This window comes from Nicoletella semolina, assembly GCF_004345745.1.
GTDB classification, from domain to species: domain Bacteria; phylum Pseudomonadota; class Gammaproteobacteria; order Enterobacterales; family Pasteurellaceae; genus Nicoletella; species Nicoletella semolina.
In genome coordinates, this window is record NZ_SLXJ01000005.1 from 73,739 (window position 1) to 87,175 (window position 13,437).

General features: G+C 39.4%; 9 protein-coding genes, 1 tRNA gene and 1 riboswitch. Of the genes, 2 read left to right on the top strand and 8 right to left on the bottom strand.

What is annotated here, in order from left to right; genetic code table 11:
- Positions 1 to 47: 47 nt before the first annotated feature.
- Positions 48 to 1,715, top strand: a complete 1,668-nt coding sequence (cydC, locus tag EV693_RS04510; RefSeq protein WP_132501194.1) for a heme ABC transporter ATP-binding protein/permease CydC — start codon at positions 48 to 50, stop codon at positions 1,713 to 1,715.
- Positions 1,716 to 1,754: 39 nt separating this feature from the next.
- Here cydC and EV693_RS04515 read toward each other — a convergent pair whose 3' ends face one another.
- The 6 genes from EV693_RS04515 to mepA form a co-directional block, all read right to left on the bottom strand.
- Entirely contained in the window at positions 1,755 to 2,531 is a 777-nt protein-coding gene (locus EV693_RS04515) for a BPL-N domain-containing protein (RefSeq protein WP_132501195.1), read from the bottom strand.
- Positions 2,532 to 2,569: 38 nt separating this feature from the next.
- A complete protein-coding gene (locus tag EV693_RS09630) occupies positions 2,570 to 2,665 on the bottom strand; it encodes a type II toxin-antitoxin system YoeB family toxin (RefSeq protein ID WP_243694570.1) in 96 nt (31 codons plus the stop codon).
- Positions 2,666 to 2,828: 163 nt separating this feature from the next.
- Positions 2,829 to 2,914: transfer RNA gene (locus EV693_RS04525), tRNA-Leu, on the bottom strand.
- A 13-nt stretch (positions 2,915 to 2,927) separates the two neighbouring features.
- On the bottom strand, positions 2,928 to 3,254 hold the full coding sequence (secG, locus tag EV693_RS04530) for a preprotein translocase subunit SecG (RefSeq protein WP_132501196.1): 327 nt from the start codon (positions 3,252 to 3,254) through the stop codon (positions 2,928 to 2,930).
- Positions 3,255 to 3,379: 125 nt separating this feature from the next.
- On the bottom strand, positions 3,380 to 5,308 hold the full coding sequence (locus EV693_RS04535) for a DNA topoisomerase III (protein ID WP_132501197.1): 1,929 nt from the start codon (positions 5,306 to 5,308) through the stop codon (positions 3,380 to 3,382).
- Between the two features lie 55 nt (positions 5,309 to 5,363).
- Positions 5,364 to 6,206, bottom strand: a complete 843-nt coding sequence (gene mepA, locus EV693_RS04540; RefSeq protein ID WP_132501249.1) for a penicillin-insensitive murein endopeptidase — start codon at positions 6,204 to 6,206, stop codon at positions 5,364 to 5,366.
- Between the two features lie 343 nt (positions 6,207 to 6,549).
- Positions 6,550 to 6,752: riboswitch (Lysine riboswitch) on the top strand.
- A 107-nt stretch (positions 6,753 to 6,859) separates the two neighbouring features.
- Here mepA and lysC point away from each other — a divergent pair.
- Positions 6,860 to 8,212: a lysine-sensitive aspartokinase 3 gene (lysC, locus tag EV693_RS04545; RefSeq protein WP_132501198.1), complete on the top strand. Its 1,353-nt coding sequence runs from the start codon at positions 6,860 to 6,862 to the stop codon at positions 8,210 to 8,212.
- A gap of 95 nt (positions 8,213 to 8,307) precedes the next feature.
- Here the strand turns inward: lysC and EV693_RS04550 are convergent, their stop codons facing one another.
- Both EV693_RS04550 and EV693_RS04555 read right to left on the bottom strand, forming a co-directional pair.
- Positions 8,308 to 10,473 (bottom strand): TonB-dependent hemoglobin/transferrin/lactoferrin family receptor, encoded by a 2,166-nt coding sequence (locus EV693_RS04550; RefSeq protein WP_132501199.1) that lies wholly within the window; start codon positions 10,471 to 10,473, stop codon positions 8,308 to 8,310.
- A gap of 77 nt (positions 10,474 to 10,550) precedes the next feature.
- Positions 10,551 to 13,430, bottom strand: a complete 2,880-nt coding sequence (locus EV693_RS04555) for a two-partner secretion domain-containing protein (protein ID WP_132501200.1) — start codon at positions 13,428 to 13,430, stop codon at positions 10,551 to 10,553.
- Positions 13,431 to 13,437: the final 7 nt, after the last annotated feature.

Genomic DNA, 13,437 nt, shown 5'->3' on the forward strand with positions numbered 1-13,437 from the left:
TTAACAAAAAATTTTACAAAAATTTATAAATTACGAGTTGGATAGTTATGTACTCTCTTTTACCATTTTTAAAACTCTATACTACCCATTTAGGACGATTATGTTTAGGCACTATTCTTGCCATTACAAGTCTTGCAGCAAGCATAGGGCTATTGAGTTTATCTGGTTGGTTTTTAGCCGCTTCTGCTCTAATTGGATCAAGTCTATTGTTCAATTTTTTCTATCCTTCTTCAGGAGTTAGGGGGCTTGCGATTGGGCGGACGATTTCACGCTATTTTGAACGCCTAGTTACACACGATGCAACTTTTCGAGTATTGGCAAATCTTCGGGTTGCTATTTTCCGAAAATTAATTCCACTCTCTCCAGCTAAGTTGCAGCGTTACCGTAACAGTGAGCTACTCAACCGTCTTGTTGCAGATGTCGATACTTTAGATACATTATATTTAAATTTACTTTCGCCTTTTATCAGTGCCTTGATAGTCATCGCATTTATGGCGATTGGCTTATCTTTTATTTCTAGTGAAATTGCTTGGGTCGTGTGTGGAACACTCACGATTTTACTTTTTTTATTGCCGACAATTTTTTATCGACTTGGGCAAAAATTAGGTAAGCACATTGTGCAATATCGAGCAAAATACCGTAGTCAATTCATTGAATGGATTCAGTTAAATGCTGAATTTGCCTTGTTTGGCGTGCAGCAATCGACAAGAGAAAAGTTATCCCTTACAGAACAGCAATGGTTGGCAGCACAAAGCAGAGAAAGTCAATTAGGGGGGGTATCCAATGCACTGTTATTGATGGTAAATGGTGTATTGGTGGTAGCTGTGATTTGGTTGAGTGCAACGGCTATTCATGCACCTTATGCTGAGAAGCCAGAAGCCTTGATTGCCTTAGTGGTTTTTTGTGTGCTGGCCTCAATGGAAATCCTAACACCAATTGGGATCGCATTTCTGCATTTAGGACAGATAATAACGGCAGCAGAAAGGCTTAATGAACTGACAAATCAGCAGCCTAGCGTATTATTTGGACAAAAAGAAGATTGGCAGTCATCTGCTCAAGGAACACCTATTCTACAATTCAATCAAGTTGATTTTGCTTACCCAATGCGTACTGAGAGTGTATTGAAAAACCTTAGTTTAATTATTCATCAAGGTGAAAAGGTGGCTATTCTTGGGAAAACAGGTAGCGGTAAATCGACTATTTTCCAGCTCTTAAATCGTAATTATGCTCCAACAAGCGGTTCAATTTGGTTAAATTTTTGCAATATTGAAGAATATAGCGAAACGCTTTTACGCCAGAAATTAGTTACCCTAAGTCAGCGAGTGCATATTTTTAGCAGTTCCTTGCGAGATAATTTGCTAATGGGTAATCCTCAGGCTTCAGATAGCGAATTGCAAAATGTATTAGAGCAGGTTGGACTAGGATATTTGCTTGAGACAGAAGGTTTAGCATTATGGCTAGGTGAGGGCGGACGACCACTTTCAGGCGGAGAACAGCGACGTTTAGGGTTGGCGAGGTTGCTATTGAGCAATGCGGAAATTATATTGCTTGATGAACCAACAGAAGGACTAGATCGAGAGACAGAACGCCAAATATTATCTCTAATACTCAAGGCTTGTGAGCGTAAAACTTTAATAATGATCACGCATCGTTTACAGGGATTGGCAAATTTTGATAAATGTTATCATATTGATAATGGACAGCTATTACCCTAGTTTTTCTTTTTTGTTTTGCTAGCCAGTTAAGAATATATGCTATATCAATGAATTTAAAATCCACCAAACTTCTTGACCATAATCTTCTGTAAACCATTGAACAAGTTGCTTTTCTTGTTCATAGTCTTCAATTGAGCAGTGATTTAATACTATTTTTTCATAGGGCTGGCGTTGTAGTTCGAAATGCACACCCGAAAGTAGATATTTGCCGCTGCCAAAGTTGCCTGAAATAATGGCAGGTGTATTATCAGGATAGTTTGCAAGAATTTGTGTGGAATTGACCGTTTGTGGTGATAACTCAAAACGGCAGCCGCCGTGGTAGTAAAGATGATGAATATTATTGAACATAGTGGTCTGAAAGGGGAGATTTTTTGCAAAATGTATCGGTATAATTGCTTTACTATTTAGGGTCTCATCGTAGTAATTATCTTGTGTAAAATGTGGGAGACTACCTTTAGCGATTCCATCAAAAAATGCTAGCTCTCGTTTTCCAGCGATGCGATATCCTTTGCCAATAAAATCAATTTCTTGACAACCGTAATAAGCACCTGCACAAATACCGATATAAATACCACCATTAGCAACAAATTGGCGGATAATCTGATTGCCTTTGCCGTTTAATTTCTCACAGTAAGGTAAATCTGCACCGCCTGCGATGATCAGTGCAGCATATTGGGATAGACCATTTTGTATAATATCTGAAGCTGAGAGGGTATGTGCTAAGCAGTTAAGTTTTGTTGGGATAGCAGTGAGTAGGGATTGTATGCCAACTTCGCTTGTGCCTTTATCTTGGTAAATTGCAATGGGTTTCTGCATAGGAAGTTTCTCAGGTTGACTTTTTCCAAGTATTCGAATTATTGCTCATAGTGGTAGCGACAAGAGACTATCAAAATGCTTTGTTCTTGTACACTGTAAATTAAGTGCTGTTCTTTGTTTATCCCTCTAGACAAAAGACACAGAGGTTGAATTTTGGTGATTCAGGTGTCCGAAAAGAGAGTGAGATTTTGTGAAATTATACTTGGTTCGTGCGTAAGAAAAGAAGCATGCAAACGTTGATTTTACAGGCTTTTTAAGTGTTTTTAGTTTGATTACGTTAAGCTACGTTTAGACATTTGGTGCTCTGGGCGAGACTCGAACTCGCACATCCCATGGACACTACCCCCTCAAGATAGCGTGTCTACCAATTCCACCACCAGAGCGTAAATTAATAAATTATTGCGGAATATCGCTATTTTCCGTTTTTACTGGAAGAGCCTGCTTTTGCTCTACATTACTTAAATCTTCAAATTGGCTTGTTGGAGCTTTAATATCTGAATTTAAGTTACCAATAACCAAACTTGTTACAAAAAATATTAGGGCTAAAATTGCTGTCGTTCTAGATAAAAAATTTGCTGAACCAGCAGAGCCGAAAACTGTTCCTGCCGCACCTGCACCAAACGACGCACCTGCATCAGCTCCCTTACCTTGTTGGATTAGAACAAATCCGATAAGAATGACTGCAACAACAAGATAGATAATCGTTATTACATTAATTAACATCGTTTTCTCTTTTTATTTTTTCAAAATAAAATTCCACAAATGCGTGGAATTTTTTCGATGGGTGAAATGATATAGATTTCTAATTTTTGTCGCAAGATAATTTTGTATTTTTATACTCATTCGATTTATTTTTCATCAGTTTTTAGTTTTTTTGAGGTGGTAGACTTTCCTTTATATTTTTTATTAGCAACAAGCGGTGTGATTCTTGCTAAATTTTGCAAAATGGTGTGATTAGGCGAACGCAGCAATATTGGGAGTTGTTGGGTTAGATCTGTCATAAATTGCGAGTAGCTTGCCAATTTTTTGCTGATATTCGTTAATTGCATTTCCCAGTGTGCAGTCATATCAGGCAATGTTGCACTTTCAGGCAAAGCAAAAATCAGGGTTCTGCCTGCTTCTGTGCTGTGAATATTACGTCCTTTTTTAGTCAGAAATCCTCGTTTAAAGAGTAGTTCAATGATGCCTGCTCGAGTGGCTTCAGTGCCTAAACCGTCAGTTTCTCGTAATACTTTTTTGAGTTGTTTATCTTGTACAAAGCGAGCGATGCCTGTCATCGCTGACAGCAAAGTCGCATCAGTGAAATGGCGAGGCGGTTGAGTTTTCTTATTAAGTAGCTCACCACTCTCACAGAGTAGTATTTGATCTTTTTCCAAAACAGGCAAGGGCGGCTCGCTGACCTCATCACTATCTTCCTTACCTAGTAGTGTTTTCCAGCCTGCAGTTATTAGGTTTCTGGCTTGTGCGATAAACAGACCGCCTGCAATGTTGAGTTCGATCCTGCTTTTTCGATATTCGGCATCAGGACAAAATTGAAATAAATATTGGCGAGCAATTAAGTGATAAATCTTTCTTTCATTTGGTGTGAGCTGAACTTGCCCTTGTCGAGATGTTGGAATGATTGCGTGGTGGGCTTCAACTTTTTTATCGTCCCAGCATCGATTTTTGCGATCAAGATCAACAGCTTCTGGTTGTTGAGTATATTCTGTGAGATGGTGAGCGATTGCCGCTGCAACTTTAAAGCGTTCAGAAAAATGTTCTTTCGGTAAATAACGGTTATCCGAACGTGGGTAAGTGATGAGTTTATGGTTTTCGTATAACCGTTGGCAAATGTCTAGCACTTCTTGAGCGGATAAATTAAAACAGCGAGCTGCATCAATTTGTAGCACGGAAAGTGAATAGGGAAGTGGTGCAATTTCTGTCTCTATTTTATCTTGATAACGACTGACTTTTGCAGGCTGATGGCAAATTCTTTTGATTACATTTTCCGCTAACGCCTTTGATAATACTCGCCCTTCTTCATCTTGGTAATCTTCACACGCTTTACTTGGCTGCCATTTTGCTTTAAAACGATCAGTCGTTTCTGAGACATAAATATTTGCTTCGACTTCAAAATAATCTTTAGGTTGGAAATGTTCAATCTCAATATCACGGCGTACAATTAAGCCTAATACAGGCGTTTGCACTCTCCCAACGGATAAAACACCTCGATAGCCTGCCCATTTTCCTTGCAATGTGTAAGCTCGTGTCATATTAATGCCATAGAGCCAATCTGCACGGGATCTGGCTAGAGCAGAAGTAGCAAGCGGTATAAAATCACGGTTATTTTGCAATTTTTCGAGTGATTTTTTGACGGCATTTGGATTGAGATCACTGATGAGACAGCGTTGAATTTTGGCTTTTTTCTGTTCAGGTACATTCAGATAGCTAAAAACTTCATCAACCAGTAACTGTCCCTCTCTATCTGGGTCGCCAGCATTAACTAAAATATCGGCTTGTGCGACTAGTCGTTTGACTACATTGAGCTGTTTAGCGGTATTTTTCTTCGGAATTAGTTTCCATTGAGAAGGCAGAATGGGTAAATGCTCCATTCTCCACATTTTAAAACGCTGATCATAAGCGTCAGGCTCTGCTTGCTCTAATAAATGCCCAATACACCAAGTAACCACATTGCCTTCACCACATTCAATAAAACCATCGCCTCGCTTGTGTGGCTTTGGTAGTACATCAGCAATTGCTTTGCCTAAAGAGGGTTTTTCCGCAATAAATAAACGCATAAATTCAATCTATAGAAAGAGTTTGGTTTGTCATCATAAGTGAATGGCACAACTATCAATTTAATCCTTGAGAGGATAACAGCATTTGACATAGTTGCGGCGGTTGTGGCAAAGCCTTAGGTTTGCTTGCTGAAGGTTTCGATGGCTTGAACCACGCACTAAGCTCCTCGCCACAACCATCACCTTGCGGGGCTGGAGATTGATTTTCGCAATTTAATGCCCCTACTGGACAACCTAAGCGAACGTGAAAATGTGAATCGTGTCCGTACCACGGACGAATTTTGCGAAGCCAATGGCGATCGCTACCTGCGGATTGGCATAATTTTACTTTGATAGCAGGATTAACAAAAATTCGATCGACTCGATGATCGCTAGCAGCAAGCTTCAGCAATGTTGTATGATTTGCTGTCCAGCGAGTTTCATCAACAACATTTGTCGCTCGATTGACCATAATGGTTGCTAAGCCAGCGGGATTGTGTGCAGTTTTATCGTCCATAGGACCAAAACGCAGCCAAATATCTGCATCAAGCCCTGTTTGGTGGCTAGCGTGCCCAGATGAAAATCGCCCACCAGCGGGCATACCCATATCGCCAATTAAAATGGGAGGAATATTCGCAGATTTTGCCTTTTTGCCGAGTTGTTTCAAATAATCTAATAGTTCTGGGTGTCCGTAATAACGATTTTTGATAGAGCGAATGACTTGATAGCCTTCACCTTTGAGTGTTAGGGCTTCAGCACCAATAATGCAGCCATTGCTATAACCGCCAATAGATTGTGTTTTGCCTGAAATAGGCGTTTTAATTTTTTCCCACGGTGTGGCAAACACATTAGCGGTAAAAATGTGGACGGAAAATGGTGCAATTATTGCAAAAAATAGGCGTTTTCTGACCGCTTGCATCAATCTTGTCATCGTAGTTTCTCAAAAATAAATAGGCTGAACATTCTAGTGTAAGCGATGGCTAAAAGCAAAAAATCTGCAACCGTGTAAATTTCCGCCGTTTATGCCAATTTTTACAGAAAATGCGACTATTTTATTTGACAGGTCAGGCATAAGGGGGTATTTATACCGCCGTTTTTCATGTTTTTTCAGATTGTCTTAATCCTATTTAGCAGGACATGGCTCTTTAGCAAGGCATAGCTCTTGGCGATACAGCATCAGGTATAGCAGAATAAAGCGTGAAGAAAAGTTATGGTAGGTTATATCCAAATAAGGTTATGAAAATATAGCAAGGATAACCAACCATAGCGGGAGAGGTGCAACATTCAGGTATCTTATCTTAGGGAGCTAGACCGTTTGAGGATAAGTGATGGGAGTGATTGCCGAGGTGTGAATTCACTAGATAGGAATGAACATCGGCTGAGCAGGTTGAATCCTATTAGCTGTCGTTTAGAATAAGAATGGATAGAAGCTGTTCTTCATTTTAGATGGAGTGCTCTTAAATTTGTCTCTGGCATTTGTCTCATACATTTGTCCTTGTACAACATAGTGCAACTCAATTTCCGAGCTAAAATTCTTTTTGATCATTATTTTACTTTATAGGAATTTTTTATATGTCCCATCTTTCTGTTGCCAAATTTGGTGGAACAAGTGTTGCTAATTTTGATGCGATGACAGCGAGTGCTAACATCGTTATGGCTGACCCAAATACTCGAGTTGTAGTACTTTCTGCTTCTGCTGGTGTTACCAATTATTTGGTTGAATTAGCCAATGGTTGTACAGAGAGCCGCCGTGAGGAAATTTTGAGTGCGGTGCGTACCATTCAATATAGCATCATTGAGCAATTGCAACAGCCTCAAGCCGTTTCAGAAGAAATTGAGCAGTTGTTGCAAAACATTAGCGTATTAGCTAATTCGGCTAGTCTTGCCACATCAGCTGCATTAACAGATGAGTTAATTTGCCACGGTGAAATGATGTCTACCAAGATTTTCACTCAGTTGCTTAATGAGCGTAATTTTCCTGCTGTATGGGTTGATGTGCGTGATGTAGTTGCAACGAACAGCCAATTTGGGAAAGCGGCTCCGAATGATGAAAAAACACAACAGCAAGCAGATCAATTGCTAAAACCATTAATCAATACAGGTAAAATTGTGATTACTCAAGGTTTTATAGGGCGTGATGAGGAAGGTAAAACTACGACGCTTGGTCGTGGCGGAAGCGATTATTCAGCGGCATTATTGGCTGAAGTGTTGGCGGCAAATGATGTGCTTATCTGGACTGATGTTGCAGGCATTTATACCACTGATCCACGAGTTGTAGCAACGGCAAAACGGATTGATACAATGAGTTTTAATGAAGCAGCAGAAATGGCAACATTTGGGGCAAAAGTGCTTCACCCAGCAACACTACTGCCTGCAGTACGAAGCAATATTCCTGTCTTTGTGGGATCAAGTAAAGCACCAGAGCAGGGGGGGACGTGGGTAACAAGAGATCCACAGCCTCGTCCAACATTTAGAGCTTTGGCATTGCGTCGCAATCAAGTATTGCTGACGTTATCAAGCCTTAGTATGTTACACGCACAAGGCTTTTTAGCGAATGTCTTTACGATTTTGGCAAAATACAAAATTTCCGTTGATGTAATTACCACTTCGGAAGTGAGCATTGCATTGACGTTGGATAAGACAGGTTCAGCTTCATCAGGAGCAGATATGTTATCAAGCGAGTTACTTGATGAACTACGTCAGCTCTGCCACGTTAAAGTCGAAACAGATTTAGCACTGGTTGCGATTATTGGCAATAATTTACATACTCAAGCGGGCGTAGCGAAGCAATTATTTGCCACACTTTCGCCTTATAACGTGCGTTTAATTAGCTACGGAGCAAGCACGAATAACGTTTGTACGTTAGTACAAAATGGCGATGTAGATAGCATTGCTCAAGACCTGCATTCTGCTTTATTTGAGTAAGCATTAATCGGTTAAACGCCAGGTGTTATAAAAAGTTCGTAACATTAGGACGCCTTTTGGCGTCCTTATTTTATTTGAAGGAGGAGTTTAATCAATTAGAAGGTATACCCTGCACTTAATTTAACATTTCTACCTTTACCTTTCATCATACTAAATGCAGGCTGGTATTCCTTATCAAAGAGATTTTCAATGGCAAAATCTAAACGTAAGTTTTTCCATTCACCTTTCAGTGGAGCATAATTCGCATTAATCCCCACCAGCGTATAAGATGGATAAGCCATTACTGGCGTAGAATGGCGAGCATTTTCTGTTTGAGGGACACGGTCTTGTGTAGCATAGTAACTTACTTGTGTACCGACAGTAAATTTCTCAGGCACAATAGCGTAATTAAGTGAAACATTGAATTTATCTGCTGCAATATTTGCTAAGTGGGTCTGTTTGCTGCGATCTTTACCTCGTGTTTGTGCATAGCTGAAAGTTAATCCGAAACGTGATGTTTGATAACGACTTTCTACCTCAATACCACGCAAACGTGCATTTTGAACATTCTTGAATTGTGAGACATCAGAGGTATAAATTCGTGGGTCATTCGGATCGGATTTAAATACGTCTAAATTAATGAAATCCTCAACATCGTTTTGGAATAGTGTTGTTTTAAATGAAGCATTATCATCTTGGGTTAATAGGTTATCAAAATGAAGATGAGCTGCCAGTTCTTTATTTTTTGCCGTTTCAGGTTTGAGATCTGGATTGTGGCGGAATGTATTGACAATAGAACCTGCTCTAAAATGAGTACCAGATGTAAAACGTTCTTCAACTGAAGGGGCACGATAGGCTTCGTTATAACGAGCGGTCAGATCTAGCCAAGAATTTGCATTCCAAACAAGAGAAGCAGATGGCGACCAACGGCTATCCGTGTATTTTTGCTGACTTTGTGCACTGTAGCTATCGTAACGAATACTTGGTGATAGGGTCAATTTCTCGCCTAACTTAATATGAGAAAGTAAATAAGCTCCTATCACTGTGCTGCTTGCAGTATAGCCATTTGCTCGTGCCTCTTCAGTAGTTTTACCTCGTTTAGCGATTGCTTCATCGTTGTGATAATCAATGCCGTAGGTGAAAGACACAGTGTCAAATTCGGTACTATTTTTGAGATTAATTCCAACGGTATTCAATTGAGTTAGATCGCTCGTTTGGTTTTTAATCCGTTTTTCGCTTTCTTTAGTAGCGTTTTTGAATAACGTAATCTGTGCATTGATATAGCGATTGTTAGGTGTTAAGTAATAATTAATGATGCTATTATTTTCAACGATTCTTTGATCGGTTAATGGGTTGTCATTGCCTGCTGTAGCGGAATGTCCAGCACCTGCTGAATGGTGTGGTGAGCCTCCTCCAGTGTGATGTGGCGAAGCATTGCCCTTACTGTGTGGTGTAGCTGTTCTTGAATGGCTTGAGTTTATTTTATTAGGATTGAACACTTCTTCGTTGTTTACATTCGCTGTTTGTTTGCTAAATCCTAAACGGTGAGAGAGTTCCACTCGGTTTGTGTCATTGATTTGCCAGCCGAATTTAGCTAATCCGCCATATTGGTTAAACGCACTGTAATGAATTTTATCGCCTTTACCGACACGAATATTATCCGCATCATTGTAATAACCAGAAACTAACCAGTCCAAGCTATCCGTTGCTCCTAGTAGGGACAGTGTCGATTCAGATAAATTATTGGCAGATTGGTATCCTTGGCGAACGGCTGCGGCAAATCGCTCATTATCTTGAAGGTAATCAAAGGCATTGGCAGTACGCATTGCCACAACACCGCCTAAGGCACCACTTCCCCATAAGGTAGTCGCAGGACCTTTAATTACTTCAATCTCTTGGACTAAAGATGCTGGGATAAAGTAAGATCCTCGATGAGCAAGGTTAAAATTTTGTCTCACACCATCAATGACTTGTACGACACGATTACCACTTAAGCCACGGATAATTGGTTTTTGAGCTAAAGAAAGTGAGCCTTGCCCAACGTCAATATTGTTAAGGTGTTTAAGAGAATCAGCAACACTTCCAGCCTGCAGGGTTTGAAGTTGTGTTTTGTTTAACTTGTCAGCACTGTTTGCGAGTTTGGCTAATTGTGTCGCATCACGAAAGGCGACAACATTGATTTCTTCCAGCTTTGCGACATTTGAGCTAGCAAATATTGAGACTGAAAAGGTCGCTGTGGGCAAAGCGAGAAAAATAGCAGTGTATAATTTAGACAATTTCATAACGATTCCTATTAATTTCGGTTAATTGATAAATTTATTGATTGAATAACGGTTTGTTGAAAATAACGAGATGTGAATTATTTCACCTCGCCAACAGAGACTTTAGCATTTTGCTTATCGCCGAATGTTTGAATAGTACAATTGTCATTTTCACAAATCTCAAGACTGGTACCCTCTTTAGCTGTAAGATTATCGACCAGTTGATTTGGCATATTTAAACGCTGATTACTTTCAGGCAGCACAGTCTGAGTACTTGAGAGGTTTGTTGAGTGAATGCCTTTAATACTATCTAATAAACGAGCAGCTTGGCGTTCACTTACTTGATTGATGTTATTTCCTTTTAAAGGAACATTGAATTCATTCAGTGATTTACCCAGTCCTTCACGAGAGTGTTCAAAATAGGTAAATTTCCCACCTTCGACTTTTAGCCTTGTTCCTGCATTGTTGATGTATGCCACACCGCCATTTGGGGCAAGAGCGGTTACATCGATATTGTTTAATGTTGTTTGTGTATCAGCGGTATCGCCAATGCCAATCGCCACATTACGCACATTAATATCAACATCTTCTTCTAACCAAGCAGGCTTCGCTCCTGTTGTGATTGCCGTAATTTTTAGGTCTTTTTCGCTACTTTCGCCTTTTAAGGTTGAGTTACCTTCTGTATGCATAGCGTAGCCTTCGTGAGTTTTAGTAAAAATCGAACCATTTTTACCAATCATATTCCCAACAAAATAGAATCCAGCAACACCGCCCCCCTCATTTGCACGAGGAGATACCCCGTTTTTCTCTGCTCCTTCAATGTGAATATGCGAATTATCAAGACGTGCATTTTCAGCATTTATGCCCACTTTATTTATAGCCAATGCAAAGGTATCGAAGGATAAATTTCTGTCGAAATAGACGTTGAGCTTACTATTTTCAAGATTGACGTTTTTCGCCATCAAATGGATAAATCCATCATGAGTTGTAATATTGCTGTTGCGAATATTGATAGCGGTGTCTAAGTGAGTCCGTTTTTCTTGCACTGTCCACATATCAAATACATCACTAAATTCACGTCCTAAACCGACATCAACTGCTTTGCTATATTTCCATCTACGTCTAGGATTATCTTTATCCGTGCGATTAATACGTTCATCAAGGTTTTTAAAACCATATTCCCAATGTGGTGTTTTTCTATAGAGACGAGTGTTACCGCCGTGCACATAAAGGTTCATCACGCCATTGTGTTGTACATTATCAATATTAAAACGTCCAAATCCGCCAGCAACAACAAAATCACCGATATTTTCTAACTGAGTATTGCGGAGATTAATATCAAAGTAACTGCGTTGTTCATCTTCGATGTGTGCTTCTTTATCAATGTAATAAGCGGGCTTCCCTGTACGAGCGGCCACAAAAGAACCGCCACCTAAATTTATTCGAGGGCTGGTAATATGAATTGTTTGATCAATCTGTTGAGGCTTACGAGTGTTAAAGTCAGTTTGTTGTATCCCAATATTCAAGCGGTTAGTTGGCGATAAAATATTGCCAGAAATATCGACTTTATTAGCTGCAAAAATTTTTAAATAACTGTCCGCTTGTTTGAATGAATTTAACTGGATATCATCGGTAATATTGAGTTTACCGAAATAGATAGGATCACTATCTGTATTTGGCTCATTTAATGCTAACGTAACTTTTCCACTTGAATTTAACATAGACGATAACGCACTATTTTGGATAAAATGACCTGTATTTCCCCCTGTTTTACCCACAGTTAAATCGCCTTTTAGACGGATTTCAAACTCATTAGTTTGTGTGCCGAACTCATCTTTGTAGTAAAGATTGGAATTATCACGCTCAAACTCACCGCTAACAGCAAGTTTTTTATCTACGTCAAAGGTGGTTTTTTTCGCTGTGATTTTAGAGCCTTTTTCGGAATGTAATCTAAGGCTTTTCTCACCTCGTTTTTCAGGTGAAGAAAATTTTAATTCGGTTTCCGCTTTAATATCGCTTTTTATACCCAAATGAATGTTATTAGCAGAAAGGGTAATTTTTCCAGAATTCTTCGAGATTTCAGTGGCTTGGAGTAGCCCATTGTTATTGATGGCATTGCTTAATGCTGCCTCTTTGCCTTTGGCGGTTAATTCAATATAGCCATTTTCAGTGATAATCGCTCCATTATTACGCACAATGCCAGCTAGCGTATTGGCATCAAGATCAACACTCACATAAGAATCATTGAGCTCCAATGTAAAACTTTCTCCAGATGCCAAAATCGCTTGAGCTAAAGTTTCTGTAGTAATTTGTTTTTCAACTTCGTTGTATTTAGGGTTTTTACCTGTCCAACCACTCCAGTAATCCTCATAGCAGTCATCATAACAACGTTTTTCTTTGACGGTTTCTGTTTTGCTGTAATGTTTCGCATTAATTTCACCATTATTTTCAACATTATCACCAACCAATACTACAAAACCATTTTTGCCGTTTACCGTAATTTTACCGTTATTTACGATTTTTCCTTCCATTTTGACATTCGTGTGTTTAACACGATTGAATTTTAGATTGTCTTCTTTTAAATTCTCAATTGAGGTAAGTTCTTTCGTAGTAGCAAGCAATGCACCAACATTGACTTGAGCATCTTTACCAAAAATAACGCCATTTGGATTAGATAAAAACACACGCCCATTGGCAGATAATTTTCCTTGAATCTCGCTGGCATTACCACTGTGTACACGGTTGTAAGCAACCGCAGTATCGCTGGGTTGTTTAAATTCTACGCTGTTATTTTTACCAATATCGAAGCTGTCCCAATCAATACTGATATGGGTTGAGGTTTGATTGATGGTAAGATTATCAGCTTGGGTTGAGATCGTTGCGTCGCCTAATTTTACTGTGCCATTTTGAGGGAGGAGTTTTGCATTAGTATAGCTTGCTGCAAATATTGCTAGGGTAATGATATTCAGTTTATTCATTTTTTTC